The sequence below is a fragment of the Acinetobacter baumannii genome (assembly GCF_009759685.1).
Classification (GTDB): domain Bacteria; phylum Pseudomonadota; class Gammaproteobacteria; order Pseudomonadales; family Moraxellaceae; genus Acinetobacter; species Acinetobacter baumannii.
This window is the reverse complement of the sequence record NZ_CP046654.1, coordinates 2312610-2333580: the sequence shown is the minus strand read 5'-3', so window position 1 is coordinate 2333580 and position 20971 is coordinate 2312610. Positions and strand designations below refer to the sequence as shown.

Annotated in this window: 19 protein-coding genes; 7 read left to right on the top strand and 12 right to left on the bottom strand. The window is 39.8% G+C overall.

Annotated features, from left to right (window positions below; genetic code table 11):
* The first annotated feature begins 209 nt into the window (after positions 1-209).
* Positions 210-1022: an IclR family transcriptional regulator gene (locus tag GO593_RS11075; RefSeq protein WP_000051057.1), complete on the top strand. Its 813-nt coding sequence runs from the start codon at positions 210-212 to the stop codon at positions 1020-1022.
* Between the two features lie 46 nt (positions 1023-1068).
* Here the strand turns inward: GO593_RS11075 and GO593_RS11070 are convergent, their stop codons facing one another.
* Positions 1069-1368 (bottom strand): hypothetical protein, encoded by a 300-nt coding sequence (locus GO593_RS11070; protein WP_000927115.1) that lies wholly within the window; start codon positions 1366-1368, stop codon positions 1069-1071.
* 14 nt (positions 1369-1382) lie between these two features.
* A complete protein-coding gene (pnuC, locus tag GO593_RS11065; protein ID WP_000074693.1) occupies positions 1383-1964 on the bottom strand; it encodes a nicotinamide riboside transporter PnuC in 582 nt (193 codons plus the stop codon).
* Between the two features lie 248 nt (positions 1965-2212).
* On the opposite strand from pnuC, the gene GO593_RS11060 reads away from it, so the two are divergent.
* The gene (locus tag GO593_RS11060) at positions 2213-3001 is read left to right on the top strand and encodes a crotonase/enoyl-CoA hydratase family protein (protein ID WP_000070458.1); all 789 of its coding nucleotides are present in this window, start codon (positions 2213-2215) and stop codon (positions 2999-3001) included.
* Positions 3002-3103: 102 nt separating this feature from the next.
* On the opposite strand, the gene pgaD is transcribed toward GO593_RS11060, so the two are convergent.
* The 5 genes from pgaD to GO593_RS11035 form a co-directional block, all read right to left on the bottom strand.
* Complete coding sequence (gene pgaD / locus GO593_RS11055; protein WP_000856365.1) at positions 3104-3523, bottom strand: poly-beta-1,6-N-acetyl-D-glucosamine biosynthesis protein PgaD; 420 nt, start codon at positions 3521-3523, stop codon at positions 3104-3106.
* An 82-nt stretch (positions 3524-3605) separates the two neighbouring features.
* Positions 3606-4865, bottom strand: coding sequence for a poly-beta-1,6-N-acetyl-D-glucosamine synthase (pgaC, locus tag GO593_RS11050; protein WP_000151613.1), 1260 nt, complete (start codon positions 4863-4865; stop codon positions 3606-3608).
* A 13-nt stretch (positions 4866-4878) separates the two neighbouring features.
* On the bottom strand, positions 4879-6873 hold the full coding sequence (pgaB, locus tag GO593_RS11045; RefSeq protein ID WP_000632823.1) for a poly-beta-1,6-N-acetyl-D-glucosamine N-deacetylase PgaB: 1995 nt from the start codon (positions 6871-6873) through the stop codon (positions 4879-4881).
* A gap of 236 nt (positions 6874-7109) precedes the next feature.
* The gene (locus tag GO593_RS11040; protein WP_000627259.1) at positions 7110-7451 is read right to left on the bottom strand and encodes an FKBP-type peptidyl-prolyl cis-trans isomerase; all 342 of its coding nucleotides are present in this window, start codon (positions 7449-7451) and stop codon (positions 7110-7112) included.
* A gap of 86 nt (positions 7452-7537) precedes the next feature.
* Positions 7538-8068, bottom strand: coding sequence for a YaeQ family protein (locus tag GO593_RS11035; RefSeq protein WP_001185269.1), 531 nt, complete (start codon positions 8066-8068; stop codon positions 7538-7540).
* Between the two features lie 188 nt (positions 8069-8256).
* On the opposite strand from GO593_RS11035, the gene dctA reads away from it, so the two are divergent.
* Positions 8257-9519, top strand: coding sequence for a C4-dicarboxylate transporter DctA (dctA, locus tag GO593_RS11030; RefSeq protein WP_000267735.1), 1263 nt, complete (start codon positions 8257-8259; stop codon positions 9517-9519).
* Between the two features lie 37 nt (positions 9520-9556).
* On the opposite strand, the gene GO593_RS11025 is transcribed toward dctA, so the two are convergent.
* On the bottom strand, positions 9557-10555 hold the full coding sequence (locus GO593_RS11025; protein ID WP_000766457.1) for a CobW family GTP-binding protein: 999 nt from the start codon (positions 10553-10555) through the stop codon (positions 9557-9559).
* A gap of 498 nt (positions 10556-11053) precedes the next feature.
* Between GO593_RS11025 and GO593_RS11020 the strand changes: the two genes are divergently transcribed.
* Entirely contained in the window at positions 11054-11254 is a 201-nt protein-coding gene (locus tag GO593_RS11020; protein ID WP_000761577.1) for a hypothetical protein, read from the top strand.
* Positions 11255-11364: 110 nt separating this feature from the next.
* Here GO593_RS11020 and GO593_RS11015 read toward each other — a convergent pair whose 3' ends face one another.
* The 4 genes from GO593_RS11015 to GO593_RS11000 all read right to left on the bottom strand — a co-directional run bounded on the left by GO593_RS11015 (position 11365) and on the right by GO593_RS11000 (position 16573).
* Positions 11365-11880, bottom strand: coding sequence for an acyl-CoA thioesterase (locus GO593_RS11015; RefSeq protein ID WP_001142469.1), 516 nt, complete (start codon positions 11878-11880; stop codon positions 11365-11367).
* Between the two features lie 260 nt (positions 11881-12140).
* The gene (locus tag GO593_RS11010) at positions 12141-12755 is read right to left on the bottom strand and encodes a MarC family protein (RefSeq protein ID WP_000254582.1); all 615 of its coding nucleotides are present in this window, start codon (positions 12753-12755) and stop codon (positions 12141-12143) included.
* Positions 12756-12766: 11 nt separating this feature from the next.
* Positions 12767-14833 (bottom strand): choline transporter, encoded by a 2067-nt coding sequence (locus GO593_RS11005; protein WP_000179784.1) that lies wholly within the window; start codon positions 14831-14833, stop codon positions 12767-12769.
* 117 nt (positions 14834-14950) lie between these two features.
* Positions 14951-16573 (bottom strand): BCCT family transporter, encoded by a 1623-nt coding sequence (locus tag GO593_RS11000; protein WP_000243381.1) that lies wholly within the window; start codon positions 16571-16573, stop codon positions 14951-14953.
* Positions 16574-16838: 265 nt separating this feature from the next.
* On the opposite strand from GO593_RS11000, the gene betI reads away from it, so the two are divergent.
* The 3 genes from betI (at position 16839) to betA (ending at position 20681) form a co-directional block, all read left to right on the top strand.
* Entirely contained in the window at positions 16839-17462 is a 624-nt protein-coding gene (betI, locus tag GO593_RS10995) for a transcriptional regulator BetI (protein ID WP_000166965.1), read from the top strand.
* On the top strand, positions 17455-18927 hold the full coding sequence (gene betB / locus GO593_RS10990) for a betaine-aldehyde dehydrogenase (RefSeq protein ID WP_001286303.1): 1473 nt from the start codon (positions 17455-17457) through the stop codon (positions 18925-18927). The genes betI and betB overlap by 8 nt, the downstream gene beginning before the upstream one ends.
* Positions 18928-19022: 95 nt before the next feature.
* Positions 19023-20681 carry a choline dehydrogenase gene (gene betA, locus GO593_RS10985; RefSeq protein ID WP_001021934.1) on the top strand — a complete coding sequence of 553 codons (1659 nt, stop codon included), beginning with the start codon at positions 19023-19025 and terminating at the stop codon, positions 20679-20681.
* The last annotated feature ends 290 nt before the right edge of the window (positions 20682-20971 follow it).

Below are 20971 nucleotides of genomic sequence, written 5' to 3'. Positions count from 1 at the left end.
ATAATCCTCTTGATTAATTTTTGTCAAAGTAAAAATAAATATTAAAATCAATTAATTAATAAATTTTAAATAATTTGTTACGTTTCAAGCTGGAAACAATGTTTTAAATATAAAAATTGTTTTATGTAATCTTTATAATTACAATAGTTCTAAAATAAAGCATAATGCCCCAATTCGAACCCTGTTTTATTTATAGGAAAACGACACGAATGAGCCTAGAGATTGAAGAAGATTCGCAAGAATCAGAAACAACAAAAAATGATGATCGGTATTTAGTACCAGGGCTTGTGCGTGGTTTAGCCATCTTGCAAGCATTTAATCAACAAGCACAAGAAATGACGATTACAGAAATTGCCGAAATTTTGGAAGTGAACCGTTCTAGTGCATTTCGGCTTATCTATACACTTGAAGCTTGCGGTTACTTAAGAAAGGCTTCACAAAAAACATATGCGCTTGATTCAAAAGTTATGGAGCTTGGTTTTAACAGTTTATCAAAGCTTTCATTACTTGATTTATCAACGCCTTTAATGAAAGAACTACGTGACCAGACCAAACTTGCAGTACACCTGACCGTTTTAGAAGGTACACACATTGTTTTTGTAAATAACGTTCAATCTATGGGTACGTTTACCAGCAATATTAGTTTAGGTACTCGCTGGCCTGCCCATGCTACAGTTATTGGTCAAATGTTATTGTCAGATTTACCAGAGGCAGAAGTACGACAACGCTATCGCAATTTTAATGACTGGGATAGTTACTCAGAACTTACCCCAACCAGTTTAAAAGCGTTATTGCAAAAATTAAATTATGTAAAAACTCAAAAGTCGATGGTGAGCTGGGGACATTACAACCATGACATGGCTGCTTGTGCTGCTCCTATTTTCAAACAATCAAATGGAAAAATGGTGGCTGTCCTTTCAGTCAGTTGTCCAATTACCACTTATGATGAGAAGACCTTTAAAGAAGATATCGCCGCTCTGGTCATCGCAACGGCAGATAAAATTTCAAAATTTATCTATTAAAAAAAGCGACGTTAAGTCGCTTTTTTTAATACTCTTATTTCTTCAATTAAAAATTACGCTTAAAAGTTTCACCATTCATATCCTGAAAACTCAGTGTTGAATGATTTTCTTTAATATCAAACTTTAAGTACTGCTGTTTAAACTGTACTACGGCATAAAACTCTTCAGCCCCATCATCTAAACCTGTCGCAGAGACTTGGGTCCCTTGTGGAAAGTCCTTGAGCCAAGCAGCGTTATAAAAATCCGCTACTGAATTAAAATCTATATATTTTGCAGGCTCAGCCATAATTTTTGCAGCAATTTGATCAAACTGTTGTTGTTTATAAGCATCTAAACTCAACAACATGCTTATTCTCCCAATTAAAGCTGCCCAGCACCTAAGTTCTGCTTTCTTTTAACCTTTTCCCATTGATACCAACCATAAGCTGCCATTAATACAAAGGCTGCGTATAAGGCTGAAGTTAAAAACAGATCTTTATAGATAAACATGCCGACATAAACAATATCGACAAATACCCAAAGGATCCATGTCGCAATATGCTTTCGGCTGGTCCAGTAAGTTGCAAGCAAACTAAATGCTGCAAGCTGTGAGTCAAGCATTGGCACCGCCGCATCGGTAAAGTTTTTAAGCACCAAACCAAAGAGCAAACCACCTACCGCGGCAATAATCATTTGAATGATAGCTGTTTGAACTGCAATAGGCTCAATTCGAATGTCATGATCTTGCTGCTTTCCTTTGAGCCAATAGTAAAAGCCATAAAAATTTACGACCATAAAAAAGAACTGCAAAATCGTTTCGCCATAAAGCTTAAATTCGTAAAACAAATAGGCATATAGGACAAAAGCAAAGAAATTAAACAGCCAGCACCACATATTACGGATTACCGTTAATCCAACTCCAATGAGGCTAATTAAGACCGCGAAAATTTCTAGAGGAGACATAAGAGAAGCTGCTTATTGAGATCAATTTGACAGCGTATTATGAGAAAAATATAAAGCGAAGCAAACTGCTAATTTAAATAAATCATGGAAAATAACACTGTCTAAGGATTTATCCTGTTCGCATGAAATTGATTTATTTCAATAGTCAGACAAAAGAAATACTGATCGAGTTGCTAACAATTTCTATTTGCTAGTTTTTAAATGATTGTTTAAAAGATAATGAAAGACAAATAAAAGAGCATGAAAATATGTCAAATCAAGAAGGAAAAGTCAGCCGTGAAACTCGCGGACATATTTTTTTAATTGGCTTAGATCGGGCAGCAAAACGTAATGCTTTTGATAGTCACATGATCAAAGACTTATCACTAGCGCTCACTGAATATGAAAATAATGACGCACTGCGCTGTGCGATTGTTTTTGCTCACGGTGACCATTTTACAGCTGGCTTAGATTTGGTTGAGTTACAACCTAAGCTTGCTACAGGTGTTTTTGACTTTAGTGAAAACGAAATTAACCCTTGGGGTACAGTTGGACGAAAACTGAGTAAACCTTTGATAGTGGCAGTGCAGGGTTATTGCTATACCGCTGGTATAGAACTCTTTCTCAATGCTGATATTGCGATTGCGAGTGAAAATACCCAATTTGCTCAAATGGAAGTTCAACGTGGCATCTTACCTTTTGGCGGAGCAACTGCACGTTTTACTCAAGCCGCGGGTTGGGCCAAAGCCATGCGTTATTTGCTCACTGGTGACTCTTTCGATGCCAAAGCTGCTTTTGACATGAACCTTATTACAGAAATATGTCCAGAAGGTACAGAGCTTAAACGTGCCATAGAACTTGCTGAACATATCGCGCAAGCTGCACCACTTGCTGTAAAAGCGACTCTCGCCTCTGCTCGCGAAGCAGTCAATGAAGGTTACGAAGTAGCGTTTAATCAACTGCAAAACCATCTTCAGCCTTTACTCACAACAGAAGATGTTCAAGAAGGTGTTTTTGCCATGCTGCAAAAAAGACCTCCTGTTTTTAAAGGTAAATAAGTCCTACTCAAGCACTGCGCTCTACAGTTTAAAACTTATGGATATACCGAAATTAGCGAAAAAAAAGCCCACATGATGTGGGCTTTCTTCTATAAATGTACTTTATTCAACTCTAATGATTTTACCAAATTCATTATGGTGAACGACCGTAATTTTTTGGCTACGGCCCTGCTCAATTTCTTGCACAGGCAAATCAAAATAGCGCGCATAGTCATCTGTCTGTTTCATGTTAAGTTCACTACCTTCTACACGACGTTCAGGCAATACATGACTCCAGAGTAGCAACCCGACTGCACAAGCAATCAGCGCTGTAATACCATGTTCAATACCTACACCGAATGCACTGAACAGACGATGTACTAAATGAGTTTTTTGCAGCTCAGCCAATACCCAGATAAACACGAATGGACGCCACAACAACAACCAAGCCGCCCACATCATGGCTGTGCTTGTTGTAGAAGCATAGCGTTTATGCCATGGCAATTGACGGCGTAAATCAATAATCAACGAATTTGTCTTCATTTCTCTTTACCTAACGAAGTGCTGTGGTTTTTCCCCAGACATCAATACAGCACGATCTTTAAAATCTCATGACTCTTGCATTTCATCCACGAATGCCCCGATCCGGGCTCACCCAACGCGCACGTTTCTCATCTCCACGTCGTAAGACTTTTGGAAATGCCACAATAGTTGCCGAGATGGTGATTAGCCAAAAGACCAATGGATACCAGATCATCCAGAAATAGTTTTTTCCGAGATGCGGTTCATAACGACTATCCATCCATTTGCTTAAAGCAAACTGAATGAGACAGGTTGCCCCCAATAAAATACCGCTACCATACGGTAAAAATGGAGAGCTCACAACGGCTAATGCAGGGACCGGTAAAATAAAATGTACCAACCACAACAAAGCCATCGCCAGCATTAAATATGACCAGACTAAAGTTAAGCAAAGCTCAAACATTAAAGGCCATAAAAAATTCAATTTTGGTTTAGTGAACACATCAATATTTTTAATTAATACCTGTGCTCCACCCATTGCCCAACGTAAACGTTGTTTCCACAAACCGTTTAAAGTTTCAGGCATTAAAATCCAAACCAAGGCATTCGGTTCAAAACGAATGTCCCAGCCGGCACGTTGCAATTTCCAAGTAATATCGATGTCTTCGGTCAACATATTAGGTGACCAATAGTCCACTTGGTGAACAGCGCTCTTACGAAAAGCCGTAATAACACCAGATACGGTAAATAAACGGCCAAAGGTACGCTGAGCACGTTTAATCATGCCGACAATCGAAGAAAACTCACCAACCTGAATACGACCTAATAAAGTTGAACGGGTACGGATACGTGGGTTACCCGTCACGGCTGCAACAGTCGGATTTTGAAGAAAATGACGAACCATCCACTTTGCTGCATGCGGGTCAAGTAAAGCATCACCATCAATACCAATTAAAAACTCGGCATCGGTCATTAAGCTTCCGGCTTGCAACCCCATGGCTTTACCTTGGTTTTGTGCAAGATGAACAACACGGAGTTTTTCATGTTGTTCAGCTAACCGATCCAGCACTTCACCTGTATTATCCGAACTGCCATCATTAATCGCAATCACTTCAAAATGAGGATAATCCAGTTTTAAAGCATGAGTAATCGTTTCCTCTGCATTATCCCCTTCATTAAAACAAGGAATAAGCACAGCAACTTTAGGATAGCTTTCTAATGGAGCTGGCTGATCATAAGGCGGAGCTTTACGTTCCTTCCAATAGAAAATGATCGCGCCAATCATCCATAAATACGACATGAATAATGGATAATAGAAAACGAATTTTAAGGCATGCGACCATATAGCAGCAAAGATTGTCATGTTTCAGCCTCGCCTATGGCACAAGACGAGATGATTTTTCAGCAAATGCTTTATGCATCACGTTCACGTCCGGATGATCTTTGATTGGGTCATCTGGATAGTATGCAACGTGCATTGCACCTTGCTGATAAAGTGAGTGAATTGTTGCTGCCATTTCTGTTGACGGTACCTTTTCGTTGTTGCGCCAGTTTGTTGCCTGTAGCTCAAAAACTGTTTTCTTAATGCCGTTTGGATATTTTTTCACACGATCAATCATGTCTTTATAAAATTGATCGGCGTTATCGACCTGCTCCATATAAGGCATTGCCATAATAGCCGTAAAATCATAACGTCTTAATGACTCTTCAAGCGATTGTGAATACCAGTTTTCCGCATATGGTTTTAAGGCAACTTGCGCGTATAAGTTACGAGCTGTAAGCAAGAACGGTTCATATTGTCGCACGTCTTCAACAAGTTGCATTGCAAAATCATCTAGATATTTTGTCTTATATGCAGTCCATTTTTGCAAATCTTGATCGTTTTCACGGATTTTTGCCAAATCTGTTGGTAAGCCTTGTTTCGCATAAGCTTTTAATGCATCTGGGCTTGCATCTTCATAATCAGATAATGTGACATCGTCATGGAATAAAATTCCATTGAAAGATGCTGACTTAGCCAAATCTTGATAAATCTCACGAATAGTTTGGCGTGCCTCTGGTGAGAACGGACTTAAACGGATATACCCCATATTTAAGTGTTCACCAGCTTTTGCCTGCTCTGTCACGACTAAATCTTTTGATACCGGATCAGTTTTTGGTAATTCCCAAGCCAATAAAGGCATCCAAGCATAAATACGGCTTACAGGCGTACGGGTTTGAATTTGCCATGCTACACGGTTAAACAAGTCCGCACGCATTGGGATATGACGGTTCGGGAAATATACCATATCGGCAGAACCATTAGCATCCGGATCTGAAAATGCCTGCAAATAAACTGTATTTACACCCATCGCATTAATTCGGTCTAACAAGTGGCCTAAATTTCGTTCTTGTTGTTGCGGATCCGGATCATAAATATAGTCGAGATCAATATGCATGATTTTTTGCGGACGGTTGTTATCCGTTAAGTTTAATTCACGGTTCTTAATCTCTTGAGCCAAATCATTAGTACTCATTCCGCCCTCTACCAAAATACGGCTCATATTTTGTAGAGATTGTTTCGCATGGTCTGCGCCATCATCAAGCGTGATGGTAATTGGCATACCAAGCTTTTTAGCAATTTGGACCGTTTGCATATTATAGCGACCATATGGCCACACCATAATACGTGGTGAACGTATACCATGCTCTTTAAGTAGCTGATTATTCTTTTTTAAATCATTATAAATACGAGCCTGATATTGGCTGTCATTTTCATAAGTTTTAGTTTTTACATCATAAAAACGTGTCGTTGCCGCTGGTTCAGAGTTCCCTTGTGGGTTGCCTGTAATACCGCGGTGTAAATGATAGCTATGGCTTGCGATTTCAACAAAACCGCTATCTTGCATTTCTTTGAGCTCACCCCAGCTTAAGATTTTATCACGTGGAATTTCTTCACCCGAAAAATCGACTTTCTGCCCTGCTTTTGGCTCTAACCATGAACCCACTACGGCAAGTACTACTGGGATTTTTTTAGCCTTAATAACAGGATACGCATTTTGGTAAAAAGACTGATAACCATCATCTACAGTTAATAAAACTGGCTTGGTTGGAAGTGCTGCCTTGCCCTGATGAGCACGGATTAACTGGTCTACGGTAATAAAATGGAAGCCATTTTTTTGCAGCCAATCGACATGCTCAGTAAATTGTTGAGTGGTGACCGCATATTGAGGAATTAAGGCATTTTTAGTATCGGTAATTTCATGATACCCAATGACCGTAAGTGTTGAAGCATCTATTTTAGGTGGGTTAGCTAATGCCATACCTGACAAGCCTGCTAGAGCCAAGCCAAGCGTGAGGTTCAACAAAGGAGATGCAAAGCGGGTAATCATGAAATAGCGTCTCAATAGCAATATAGATTATTTATGTGAAATTTAAACTTAAGAACTAAAATTCACATTTATTTAGTCCTTAAGTTCAAACTGCTCCAACAGAACAGTTTTTCAGTTCACCTTTATAATTAAATAAACTGAAAATAATCTTAAATATTTAAAAAGCTAAAATATAAATATCGAATATATTTATATTTAAAGCTTATAGATAAAGTCGAGCTCTAAACGGTTTGATTTCAATCATCGCGAGTTTTTACATCAAATAATTCAATTTCAAAAATCAAATTTGAGTTTGCCGGAATAATTTTACCCATTTTGCGTTCGCCATAAGCCAAATGAGCAGGAACCATAAGTTTACGTTTTCCGCCAACTTTCATTCCCATAATGCCTTGGTCCCAACCTTTAATCACACGGCCTGTACCAATAACACACTCGAAATAATTTCCGCGGTCAAGGGAAGAGTCGAATTTAGTGCCGTCTTCTAACCAACCTGTATAGTGAGTCGTAATTAAGGCACCTTTAACCGCTTCTTTACCTTCGCCTACTTTTAAATCGATAATTTCTAATTCAGTGATCATAATATTCCCGTTCGTTTAATTTCACAGCTCAGACTTGATCTTTAGTCTAACAAGTGAATTTGTAAAATTTGTTGCGCTTTTCAGTTTTACTGTAATTGGGTCCACACGACATTCGCTTGGCCCTTGTCACTTAACAAAGTCCATTCGTTGTCCATAACATTTAACTGAAGCTGCATGGTACGCTCACAAAGCTGCTCTAACTCTGCTGTACTTTCAGGCGCTAGCTGCCAAACTTGGACATTACTCAATGTTTTAATTTTACTGTTTCTCTTCCACCAATCTTCAACTTGTGAACCATAAGCGACAATTGCCACAGTTTTACAACGAGCACTGGCTTTTTTCACTTTATCTTCAGACGGTAAACCAACTTCAATCCAGGTTTCTAACTGTCCTGTTAAGTCTTTTTGCCAAAGTGCAGGCTCATCGGTTTCAAAAAGGTCTTTGGTAAACTCAAGGCTATCACTTGCGAAACGTGCAAAAGCCATGACACGAACCATTAATCGTTCTAAAGTTTCAGAAGGATGTAAGGCAAGCGTCAGTTGATAATCGCCATAAATATGGTCATCCATATTGGCAATATTCAGATCTGCTTTATAAATTGTTGCTTTAAGCGCCATAGTTAATATGTCCAAAAATTTGGCGCTAAGAATACTCGATTTTAATTAAAAAATTATAGAAAAAACTCAGTAATGTAAAACCTCTTATCCTCTCCATTTGCATCTTATTTCAAAACATCTAACCACTTTCAAAGTTGGCGGGCTTTTTGCTTGAAAGGGGTTGTATTCCTCTCTTGATTTGATGACTTATGTGGCAAAAACTTAAACGTAGTTTATTCCTACAAGTCCTCTGCGCTCTCTTCCTCGGTATTGCAGTAGGTCTTGCTTTTCATGATTTCTCCCTAGCTTTAAAACCTCTTGGTGATGGTTTTATTTCTCTCATTAAAATGTTGATTGCCCCGATTGTATTCTGTGTAGTGGTACTGGGAATCTATGGTGCAAACGATATTAAAAAAATGGGCAAAGTCGGTGCAAAAACGATTCTTTATTTTGAAGTGGTCACGAGTATTGCTTTAATTTTGGGAATTATTGTTGCTTATGTCTTTAAACCGGGCGTCGGTATGAATATCGATATTACTCATTTAGATGCTAAAGATTTAAGTACCTATACCGAACGTGCTCATGACATGCATACAGGTTCGGAGTTTTTACTCAATATTATTCCGAAAACATTTACTGCCGCTTTTGCTAACGGCGATATTTTACAAGTTTTACTCATCGCTATTTTATTTGGCGTTTCCCTACTGTTAATTCCTAAACATTTAGCAGAGTTGGTCCGTCAAGCGCTTGAAGCTTTTTCGGAAGTCTTCTTTAAAATTATGGGACTCATTATTCGCTTGGCACCAATTGGTGTATTTGGTTCAGTTGCTTATACCACTGCAAAATTTGGATTAGATTCACTCCTGCAACTCGGTTATTTAGTTTTACTCTTTTATGCGACTTGCATTTTATTTGTTGTCATTATTTTGGGTTCAATTTTAAAACTCACCGGACTGAATATCTTTAAATTTGTCGGCTATTTTAAAGATGAACTCGCTATTGTTTTAGGGACAGCCTCTTCTGATTCCGTTTTACCCCAAATCATGAAAAAGCTTAAAAACTTGGGAATTAAAGATTCAACAGTCGGTCTGGTGATTCCTACCGGTTACTCTTTTAATTTAGACGGCTTTTCAATTTATTTAACATTAGGCGTGATCTTTATTGCACAGGCCTGCAATATCAATCTCTCCATGCACGACTTGCTGGCTATTTTATTGGTTTCGCTTATTACATCGAAAGGCGCACACGGCATTCCGGGGTCAGCCTTAGTGATTCTTGCTGCAACACTTTCCGTAATTCCAAGTTTACCTGCAATTGGTTTGGTACTTTTACTATCTGTAGACTGGTTTATCGGAATTATCCGTGCCTGCACCAACTTAATTGGTAACTGTGTAGCGACCGTAGTCATTGCCCATTGGGAAAAAGACATCGATCATGCACAAGCGAAACAAGTACTTAATATAAAAAATTAAATCTCTCATAGAGAATATTGAAGTATTTCAATGTTCTCTATTGTTCAATTCTGCAAGCTAATAGTTCAGTTTCAAATGCCAGCCAGTCATGTTCATGTTGGCTAATCATTTCAATGCGGTTATCAATGCCCTCTTCACCAGACTTATAGTTAAACTGCTCAGGATTAAAGTTAAAGGTCTTCCATCCCTGATCTGTATTAAAAATTCCCTTAATACGTAGCCAGTCTTGCTGTGCACACAACACATCGAGCAAAGCATAAAACTCAAATTTCCAACGCTTAGGAAATTTCCAACCCGCGACCATATAACCCTGCGCCGACTCAACATAATGATAAGGCAGTTGGTGAATTTCTTTTGCAACTTCGGCTTCAGTCATTTGCTTTTGCAGCTTGAGTAAAGGCTGTATAGAGCGTGCAGTTAAACGAGCAGACACATCAATTTGCGCCAGTTCAAGTTGACCATGTTCAGTCTTTAGCCATTGCTGCTGATAAGGTTGGTATTCTTCTTTAAGCTCAACAAGTGCTTGTTCATCTTCAAAAGTCATGGTATCGGCATGAGAGACCACCACAATCTGTGCAGCTTTTAATTGGTCTTCATATAAGTTTTGCTTGACCCAATTGGTGTCATGCAAACGACTACCATCAACCACAGTCACTAGTGCACGCATAGCTAAGCTGTTTTGCCAATGCGGTTCAGTTAACTGATCAAATAATTGCGAAGGATGCCCAAGCCCTGTAGGTTCAATAAAGAGTCGGTCTGGCTTTTGTTCACTTAACAAGCGAGCCAAAGCAATATGCATTGGGAGTTGGCTACTACAACATAAACAGCCGCCCAATAGTTCTTTGACTGCATAGCCTTGATCTTGAGGTAGAAGTTGTTGATCGACTCCGATTTGCCCAAATTCATTCATTAAGACAGCCCACACTTCATCTTTCGGTTTCTGACTTAATAAATGTTGCAATAATGTCGTTTTCCCTGCTCCTAAAAACCCTGAAATAATATGGGTAGGAACAGTTTTTTGGGCAATCAGTTTCACAAGCGGCTCAAATCAACAAGGTTTAAAAACTAAGAAAGGTATATCACTGTTTAAGTAGCATGAAAATAATTTTTCACTTTGAAGATATACTTTTCAATTATCAGGCTAAAGCACCAAATATGTGACATGCATCTCATCAATTATCTAAATTAACTTTAGAAAAATAACAATTAAACGAAATATCCTATTTATAGACATTCACAATTCATGCCAAAGTGTTTTGTTTACGTAACTAACTTGCTTTTTTTTTACTCAATACGAAATATTCTTTCACATTTTTAGCGCTCAAGTAGCGCTTTAATTTTACAGTAGACGCACATAAACGGACGTTATATTTCATATTGTTAAGATAGGCGTAATAGATTGTTAAGTTAATTGATGTAATCCCAAGCTCGGCTTAGCATGTGTCCTAGCTTAATCATTCAGCCCTATATGTTCTATGTAGGTCAGAACGATTAGGTTTGATTTATTTTTTAATGAATTTAAGGATGCCATAAAATGAAATTAGCTAAAACTTTACTCGCTACTACACTAGCTTTAACTGCTGCTTCAACTTTCGCTGCTTCTAAGCACGACCAAGCACATAACACTGCTGGTGAAGAAAAAGTTGTTGTTTCAACTCAAGAGCAAGCAAACACTGCAAATGCTGCTTCTGACGCTGTAGGTTCTGCTTCTGAAGCTGCTCCTGCAACTCGTTAATTATCTCTGCACTCTCCTCCAAGCTCAGAGATAATTTTACTGAAACGAAACAGGACGTTAAATTTCGGTGAAGAAAAAGATCGAACCATGCTGCGGTTCGATCTTTTTTTTTAAGAAGTTTTCTTATACATGCTACAAGAAGGGTTATGATTCTCTTGTAGGCGCAACACCTTACGATGTTCAGCTGCTTCAAATCGGCAACGTTTCCACTCGGTATCTAAATTTAATTTAGGCACTTCGCGTGGTTTACCATGCTCATCAACCGCAACCATAGTGAAATAACAGCTATTGGTATGACGAACGGTACGCTTTTGAATATTTTGAGCTTCCACACGGATACCCACTTCCATTGAAGTACGTCCCACATGGTTCACACTCGCTAAAAATGTAACGAGTTCACCCACATAAATAGGTTCTTTAAAATTTACTTTGTCTACAGACAACGTTACGACATAGCTGCCTGAATAACGACTTGCACAAGCATAGGCCACTTGGTCTAGCAACTTTAGAATTGTTCCACCATGAACATTACCTGAAAAATTTGCCATGTCCGGTGTCATTAAAACTGACATGGTTAATTCTGACTGATCATCAGTTACGGTTGTCATTTCATCTAATGTAGGCATGACTCAACTCTGTCTCAAACAAGCTCAGAAAACATTATGGTTGATAATTCACAAAAAAAACATGCTTAAATCCACAACATAGCATCGTATTTTTTAATATTGTTAATTCTTTTTTGAACGAATATTTTTTAAACTATTATTTTTAATTATTTTTTAGTTTTTCTTAAATAAAAAGCTGAGAAGCAACCAAAAATAAACTAAAGATGCTATGCCATTTTGTTCCATTTTAAATGACACAGCATCGTTTTATATGAGGTTCGCTATACTTTATGAATCAGTCCGGTAACGCCATTAATAATCATATCAACAGCAATCGTACCGATTAATAAAGCAGATAAACGCCCGACAATATCGAAATAGCGATCGATATATTTTGCATGTTTGTAACGCAAATGATCATGTGAAAATTTCATCAAGATCAAAATACTGCATGTTAAAAACATGGTAAACCCGATCACAAGTGCCGCAGCACCAATCGACATTTCAATACCTGTCACCACAGCTGCACTAATGGTTCCCGGCCCAATCATAAAAGGCATGGCAATAGTGCCGGCCAAATGTTCAGGTGCGCCGCGCATTTCACCAATGGTATCTGCACCCTGAAACACATAGCGGTAACCAATCACCAAAAAGATAAGACCACCAAAAATCTGGAAAGCCTCAAAGCGTACATTCAGGTATTTACTAAAGATTGCTTCACCGCCCCATGCAAACAGCATAAAGACGATATAAGCAATCAAACTCCCCTGAATTAAAGCTTTGTTAAATACCTTGGTTTCTGAATGGCGGATGAGGCCAATCATATAAATGCTCATTAAAAAAGGATTGAGCAAAGAGAAAAATAAAGCAAAAGAATGCAGATATGGTGAAACCATGCATATTCCCCTTAAGCTTGTGGATCTGGGAATAATGGACGGTTCCCAGGGCTAATACGATTAATATGCAAGAACGTCATATGTCTTTCATATTTATCTAAAATGTCATTAATAACCTGTTCTTTACTGTAACCCACAAGGTCGTTGTCTTGAGAACCTTCATAAAGATAGGTTTCGAGACGGTAATAGAACTGTTTGCCTCGTTTTACACGCTGACTAAAGTTAGGCGCACTATAACGGACAGGCCAAATCTGATAAACGAAGTTTTGCTCTTCTTCCAAATGAATAGTGATATCGAGGTGATATAGCGCCTCTTCATCTTCAAGTGGTGTTTGCTGCACATCTACGTTCATACCTTGCTTAATGAGTTCATCAGCAACAGCTTGAACGGCAGGTTTGCAAACGGTATCGAGCATTCGTCTGGTTTCAGTCGTTCCCGGATGATGCATAACCCGAGTCAAACGCTGTTTCCAATTGAGAATGTCGACATTACCCACCACAGGTGCCGCGTTCATACTTCGACTGGCATGCCTATAGTCTTCAAGCCTGAGCGACTTATAAAGCCCCGCCATGACAAGGAACATCACGAAACTAAACGGCAGTCCCATAATAATGGTTGCATTCTGCAAAGCGGTAATCCCGTTGGTCATCAGCATAGCGAGCGTTAATAACCCAATGGCAATTGCCCAAAACACGCTTAACCAACGCGGCGCATCATTATCAATATGGGTAAGCTTGGTCGTGAAGTTACCTAAAACCAATGCCCCCGAATCGGCAGAAGTCACATAGAATAAAAGGCCCGTTACTGTTGCGACTGAAGCAATAAAGGTAAAACCCGGGTACTGCGCTAACAGGTCATAAAAACCATGTGCCGGATTAGATAATACCGTTGCAGCTAAAGTCTGGTTGCCTTCAAAAATCACACTGTGCAATGCGCTATTACCAAAAATGGATAACCAGGTTAAGGTAAATAACAGAGGAATAATTAAAGTCCCGCACACAAACTCACGAATAGTACGGCCTCTAGAAATACGGGCCAAAAACAAACCTACAAATGGCGACCAAGCAATCCACCATGCCCAGAAGAACAAGGTCCAACTGCTCATCCAATCTTTAGGTTGCTCAAAAGCAAAACTTTGTAAGGCTAAGGTTGGGAAGCGAGTTAAATAATCACCAATATTTTGTACCAGCGCATTGAGTAAAAACTCGGTATTGCCCAAGAACAAAATAAACAGTAAAAGACCAATCGATACATAAATATTGATTTCAGACAAAATCCGAAGGCCTTTATTCACCCCAGATGTCACTGAAATAATACTAATACCGACTGCAATAGCAATGAGTGCAAACTGCATCCAGATATTCTCTGGCAGTCCTAATAAAACATGTAAACCATAGTTCAGCTGTACCACGCCAATCCCGCAGGTGGTCGCAATACCAAAAATTGTTCCGATGACGGCGGCAGTATCTACACTATGGCCAATGGCCCCATTAATCCTATTCCCAAAAATTGGGTAAAGTGCAGAACGAATGGTAAGCGGCAAGTTATAGCGATAACTGAAATAACCAAGTGCCATACCAATCAAGGCATACATACACCATCCGGTCAAACCATAGTGAAACAGCGTCCACACCATACTTTGGCGTGCCGCTTCATAGGTCTGGCCTACGCCGACAGGCGGCTGCATATAATGAGATAATGGCTCAGCCACCGAGAAGAACATTAAATCGATACCAATACCTGCCGAAAACAGCATGGCGGACCAACTCAGTAAACTAAACTCAGGCTTTGAGTGTTTAGGGCCAAGTTTAATCTCACCATACCGTGAGCAGGCAATGAAAATTACAAACACCATATACAGCGTTGCAGCCAGTAAATAGTACCAGCCAAAGGTTGACGTTACCCACGCAAGGACGGTGTTAATGGTTCGATTTGCGAAATCGTTAAATAAAAAAGTAACGAGAGAAAAGATTAAAATGATTAGAGCTGAAATATAAAAAACCACACGGTTAAGCGGGTCTTTTTTAGATTTAGATAATGTTAAATCATCAACTGCTCTTGGATTATCTGTTGCCATACAATCCTCAAGGAATAGAAGAAAAATAAAATATTCAATTTAGTCTTTTCACTATTTAACAATAATGAAAAGACTGCTTTGAACGCAAAAAATATAAATAAATGTGATGAACCAAGGTTATAAAACCTCGGTCACTTTGTTCTGGTCACAATTCGATGGAATAGAAATGTCTTTTGAAATAGCTAACTGCTTTTTCGCAACATTCGGGTCAAAATCATCTTGCTTTAGGGCTTTGGCTAGACCAAACATATAAAGCAAAATAATCACAGAAAATGGTAAACCACATAACACCACTGCACTTTGCATGGAGTTAAAACTACCTGCTAATAATAAGCCGATACTTACAATGGTAATGACCACAGACCAAAAGATGCGTAACCAGATCGGTGAATCACTATCACTGGTGCCCCCTTTCGAGGACAAATTGGCGATCATTAGTGTACCAGACCCAACCGGTGTCAAAAATAAAACGAAACAAATTACAACAACAATCCCGGCAATATACGGATTAAACGGGAGATATTCGAGTAATTTGAATAATGACAACGCAGGGTCACTTAAAACCATATCACCTAAAACTTTCTGTTTTTGATTGAGAATTAAATGAATTGCAGTATTTCCAAAAATCGAAATCCAAGCCAAGGTAAAACCTAATGGAATGAGGCATACACCCAAAACCACTTCTCGAATAGTTCGGCCTTTGGAAATGCGGGCAATAAACATTCCTACAAAAGGTGCCCAAGCAATCCACCACGCCCAATAAAACACAGTCCATGAACCCAACCAGCCACTGGCTTTTTGATTGTATAAATACATATCAAAACTTTTACCCATAAAATTATTAAGGTAATCGCCCGTATTTTGCACAAGACCATTTAACAAATGGTTCGTCGGTCCTGTTAAAAATACAAATAAAAGTAAGGCATAGAGCAAACGTAAATTAATCCGTGATAACCATGCCAAGCCTTTTTCAATCCCGACCACTGTAGTGACTGTTGCCACAAACATCATGATTAAAACTGCAGTAATTAAAGTTGCAGAGTTATCGGGAATTTCAGGAATTAAATAACAAATGCCTGAAACCAACACTAAAGCACCAATACCTAAGTTGGTCACCAAAGAAATTACGGTTGCTAAAATACCAAAGCCATCGACAAAATCGCCTACCAGACCATGAACTCGCTCTCCAAAAATTGGATAGAGTGCCGAGCGTAGTGCGAGTGGTAAATCTTGTCTAAAGGCAAAATAACCTAATGTCACACCCAGCAAGGCATAAAGCACCCAGCCATGAATACCCCAGTGCAAAAAGCTATAGGTCATGGCATTGCGGGCAGCCTGAATAGTGCCTGCCTCACCTTCTGGCGGTCTTAGAAAATGGTCAACAGGTTCAGCAACACCATAATAAAGTAGCGCGATACCAATACCTGCCGAAAACAGCATTGAGGTCCAAGCCAAATAGCCAAACTCAGGTTTGTCGTGGTCTTTTCCTAAAGGAATCTGTCCCACTCTTGAGAAGGCAAGCCAAGCCACAAAGCCTAAACACAGCACAATCACCAACATGTAATACCACCCGAAAAAGTGGTTTACCTGCTCTTGCACATAGGTCAGCCAAAACTGACTTTTTTCTGGAAACAGCACAAATAATAGGCCAAAAATGCCGATACTGACTGCCGAACTCCAAAATACAAAACGATTTAACCGAATATGGTCTGAAGAATATCCATCACTTTTCAACACCATCTTATTGCTCCTTGCAATCGGTGTATTTTTTCCAAAATAACGTGATAAGTACCGGACTTATGCGCATCATCCTATCCGTAAGAACTTCTGATTCTATCTCTTCTGCCCCGAAGTAAGATTCAAAAATTCATTGATTTTTACACATCATACTTGTTATTGATTGAACGTTCAATCAATAACAAGTATGATAAAAAAAGTGCTATGATGCTCTGCAAGTTAACATGCTGAATTTAAAGCACCCGTAAAAGTGCTGATGTGGACAATCATGACAAAACGCAGAGTAAAACCAGAGCATGTGCGCCGTGAAGAGATTATGAACGCTGCACTCGACGTAATTTATGAAGTGGGGTTATCCAATACCACCATTGCACAAATTGCAAAAAAAGCCGAGTTGTCGACCGGTATTGTCAGCCATTACTTTGGCGACAAACAAGGGTTAATAAATACCTGTATGCAAGAAATGCTCAATGTTTTGCGTCGGAAAACCGAACAGTACAGAGCAGAAGCAGATTCGCATCCGGAAAGCCAGATTAAGGCAATTATTGACTCTAACTTTGACATTAGTCAGGTAAATGAAAAAGCAATGCGGGTCTGGTTAGACTTTTGGTCTGCAAGCATGCATGTACCGGACCTGAGCCGTTTGCAAAAGATTAATGATCAACGCCTGTATTCCAACTTGAAGTTTTATTTTCTCAAGTTAATGGATGAACAACAGGCCAGTGTTGCCGCAAGAGGTCTGGCAGCATTGATTGATGGATTATGGCTACGTGGCAGTTTAAGCCGTCACAATGAATTTGACAGCGAACTGGCCCGTTCCATTGCTTATGATTATGTAAAAACGCAATTGCAATTTGCGAACAAGCCTTTGCAGGAGAGACAAAATGAGTGATGTACAAGTTCATCAATTGTATATCCATGGACGCTACGTTGAAGCAACCAGTGGTAAAACATTTAATAGTATTAACCCTGCCAACGGCGAAATTATCGCGACTCTTCAACAGGCATCTGAACAAGATATTGAAGCTGCTGTAAAAAGTGCCCAACAAGGACAAAAAATCTGGGCAGCCATGACCGCTATGGAGCGTTCACGTATTTTACGCCGTGCTGTCGATATTCTCCGTGAACGTAATGATGAGCTTGCCCGTCTTGAAACACTCGACACCGGTAAAGCCTACAGCGAAACATCTACCGTCGATATTGTGACTGGTGCAGATGTACTCGAATACTACGCAGGACTTGCAACAGCTATTCAGGGCGAACAAGTTCCGCTTCGCGAATCAAGTTTCTTTTATACACGCCGTGAACCTTTAGGCGTAGTTGCAGGTATTGGTGCCTGGAACTATCCAATCCAAATCGCTTTATGGAAATCTGCCCCTGCCCTTGCTGCCGGCAATGCCATGATTTTCAAGCCAAGCGAAACAACGCCACTTACTGCATTAAAACTTGCAGAAATCTATACAGAAGCTGGCTTACCAGACGGCGTATTTAACGTGGTACAAGGTGCCGGTCGTGAAATTGGTCAATGGCTCACAGAACATCCTGTGATTGAAAAAATCTCATTCACGGGTGGCGTAGAAACAGGCAAAAAAGTGATGGCAAGCGCTGCTGGCTCTACACTAAAAGAAGTGACTATGGAGCTTGGTGGCAAGTCACCACTCATTATTTGTGAAGATGCTGACCTTAACCGTGCCGCAGACATTGCGGTTATGGCGAACTTCTTTAGCTCAGGTCAAGTATGTACCAACGGTACGCGCGTATTTGTTCCAAAATCACGTTTAGCTGACTTTGAAAAAGCGGTTGTAGAGCGTGTAAAACGTATTCGCATTGGTGATCCAATGGCTGAAGACACAAACTTCGGCCCGCTCACTAGCTTCCCTCATATGGAAAAAGTGTTGTCTTTCATTGAGTCAGGCAAACAACAAGGCGCTAAAGTGTTAATTGGTGGCGGTCGTGCGACAGAAGGCGAGCTTGCCAAAGGCGCTTATGTGCTACCGACTGTATTTAGCGACTGCACTGACCAGATGGCGATTGTTCAAGAAGAAATTTTTGGACCTGTCATGAGCATCTTAAGCTATGAAACCGAAGAAGAAGTGATTCAACGTGCGAACGACACGACCTTTGGTTTAGCTGCCGGTGTGGTCACTCAAGATATTAGCCGCGCTCATCGCATTATTCACCAAATTGAAGCTGGTATTTGCTGGATTAACACTTGGGGTGAATCACCTGCCGAAATGCCAGTTGGTGGCTACAAGCAATCTGGTGTGGGCCGCGAAAATGGCTTAACCACGCTTGGGCACTATACCCGTATCAAATCTATTCAAGTTGAACTTGGCGATTATCAAAGCATTTTTTAATGCCTCAATCGCTCTAAAACCTTCAACCTAAATCACATATGCCGAGCAGTCTTTATAGATTGCTCAGGCAAACTGTTAGTAAAAAAAGGATAGTTATGAATATTAAAGAATATGATTACATTATTATTGGCGCAGGATCTGCCGGAAATGTACTCGCTGCGCGTCTTACTGAAGACAAAGATACCACCGTTTTACTGCTAGAAGCAGGTGGACCAGATTATCGCTTGGATTTCCGTACACAAATGCCGGCAGCTTTGGCCTACCCTCTTCAAGGTCGTCGCTATAACTGGGCTTATTTAACTGACCCAGAGCCACACATGAACAACCGTCGTATGGAGTGTGGTCGTGGTAAAGGCTTAGGTGGCTCATCTTTAATTAATGGTATGTGCTATATCCGTGGTAACGCAATGGATTTAGAACAATGGGCAACCCATAAAGGCCTTGAAAACTGGACTTATGCCGACTGTTTGCCTTACTACAAAAAAGCCGAGACTCGTGACATTGGTGGCAACGACTATCATGGTGATAGCGGCCCTGTATCAGTGGCTACACCAAAAAATGGCAACAACGTGCTGTTCCATGCCATGGTTGAAGCAGGTGTACAGGCAGGTTACCCACGTACTGACGACTTAAATGGTTATCAGCAAGAAGGTTTTGGTCCAATGGACCGTACCGTTACACCTAAAGGCCGTCGTTCAAGTACCGCACGTGGTTATTTGGATATGGCAAAAGGTCGTCCAAACCTGACTATTTTAACTCATGCGACGACCAACAAAATCTTGTTTAATCAAAAGCAAGCAATTGGTGTTGAATATATTATTGGTGCTGATCAAAACAACTTGCAACGTGCCTTGGTTAAACGTGAAGTATTACTGTGTGCAGGCGCAATTGCGTCACCGCAAATTTTACAGCGCTCAGGCGTAGGTCAAAGTACCTTCTTAAAATCAATGGACATTGATGTGGTTCATGATTTGCCGGGCGTGGGTGAAAACTTGCAAGATCACTTGGAAATGTACTTACAGTATAAATGTAAGCAACCCGTTTCTTTATACCCTGCTTTAAAATGGTATAACCAACCTGCCATTGGTGCCGAATGGTTATTCAATGGTACAGGTATTGGTGCAAGTAACCAGTTTGAAGCTGGTGGATTTATCCGTAGTTCGGATGAATTTAAGTGGCCAAACATTCAATACCACTTCTTGCCAGTAGCTATTAACTACAACGGTAGTAATGCAGTAAAAGAACATGGCTTCCAAGCACACGTGGGTTCAATGCGTTCGCCTTCACGCGGGCGTATCAAGCTTAAATCGAAAGACCCGTTTGCGCATCCAAGTATCTTGTTTAACTACATGTCGACTGAACAAGACTGGCGTGAGTTCCGTGATGCAATCCGTATCACGCGTGAAATCATGCATCAACCTGCTCTTGACCCATATCGTGGTGATGAAATTAGCCCGGGCAAACATTTGCAGACAGATGCAGAGCTTGATGACTTTGTTCGTAACCATGCAGAAACAGCTTACCACCCGTCTTGTAGCTGTAAGATGGGCGAAGACGAAATGGCTGTTGTAGATGGTCAAGGCCGTGTACACGGTATGAATGGTTTGCGTGTAGTTGATGCCTCAATTATGCCGCTGATTATTACCGGCAACTTAAATGCAACCACCATTATGATTGCCGAGAAAATTGCAGACCAAATTCGTGGACGCGAAGCGTTACCACGTTCGACTGCACCATTCTATGTAGCATCATAAAATCTTAAAGGGCATATTTCTTATGCAGGAATATGCCCTTAATTTATTATTTATAGCACTCATATTAATAAGAAGTATGTATGACAGAAAATAAGGTCATGCAAGGATATTAATTACATCAATAGGTCATAAATTAAAAATTCACCTATTTTTATCGAAGTATATCCTTCAAATGGCTTAAGTTTAACCAAATTTATTTTATTAATTTATTTTCAACCTCTTACAATTAAATTAAAACTAAAAATAATCTTATAAAAGTTTAATTTGATCAAATATAAATCATATTTATG

Coding starts and splice junctions, on each gene's coding strand:
- GO593_RS11075 (WP_000051057.1), top strand. CDS start 210: ATGAGCCTAGAGATTGAAGAAGATTCGCAAGAATCAGAAACAACAAAA.
- GO593_RS11070 (WP_000927115.1), bottom strand. CDS start 1,368: ATGTTGTTGAGTTTAGATGCTTATAAACAACAACAGTTTGATCAAATT.
- pnuC (WP_000074693.1), bottom strand. CDS start 1,964: ATGTCTCCTCTAGAAATTTTCGCGGTCTTAATTAGCCTCATTGGAGTT.
- GO593_RS11060 (WP_000070458.1), top strand. CDS start 2,213: ATGTCAAATCAAGAAGGAAAAGTCAGCCGTGAAACTCGCGGACATATT.
- pgaD (WP_000856365.1), bottom strand. CDS start 3,523: ATGAAGACAAATTCGTTGATTATTGATTTACGCCGTCAATTGCCATGG.
- pgaC (WP_000151613.1), bottom strand. CDS start 4,865: ATGACAATCTTTGCTGCTATATGGTCGCATGCCTTAAAATTCGTTTTC.
- pgaB (WP_000632823.1), bottom strand. CDS start 6,873: ATGATTACCCGCTTTGCATCTCCTTTGTTGAACCTCACGCTTGGCTTG.
- GO593_RS11040 (WP_000627259.1), bottom strand. CDS start 7,451: ATGATCACTGAATTAGAAATTATCGATTTAAAAGTAGGCGAAGGTAAA.
- GO593_RS11035 (WP_001185269.1), bottom strand. CDS start 8,068: ATGGCGCTTAAAGCAACAATTTATAAAGCAGATCTGAATATTGCCAAT.
- dctA (WP_000267735.1), top strand. CDS start 8,257: ATGTGGCAAAAACTTAAACGTAGTTTATTCCTACAAGTCCTCTGCGCT.
- GO593_RS11020 (WP_000761577.1), top strand. CDS start 11,054: ATGAAATTAGCTAAAACTTTACTCGCTACTACACTAGCTTTAACTGCT.
- GO593_RS11015 (WP_001142469.1), bottom strand. CDS start 11,880: ATGCCTACATTAGATGAAATGACAACCGTAACTGATGATCAGTCAGAA.
- GO593_RS11010 (WP_000254582.1), bottom strand. CDS start 12,755: ATGGTTTCACCATATCTGCATTCTTTTGCTTTATTTTTCTCTTTGCTC.
- GO593_RS11005 (WP_000179784.1), bottom strand. CDS start 14,833: ATGGCAACAGATAATCCAAGAGCAGTTGATGATTTAACATTATCTAAA.
- GO593_RS11000 (WP_000243381.1), bottom strand. CDS start 16,573: ATGGTGTTGAAAAGTGATGGATATTCTTCAGACCATATTCGGTTAAAT.
- betI (WP_000166965.1), top strand. CDS start 16,839: ATGACAAAACGCAGAGTAAAACCAGAGCATGTGCGCCGTGAAGAGATT.
- betB (WP_001286303.1), top strand. CDS start 17,455: ATGAGTGATGTACAAGTTCATCAATTGTATATCCATGGACGCTACGTT.
- betA (WP_001021934.1), top strand. CDS start 19,023: ATGAATATTAAAGAATATGATTACATTATTATTGGCGCAGGATCTGCC.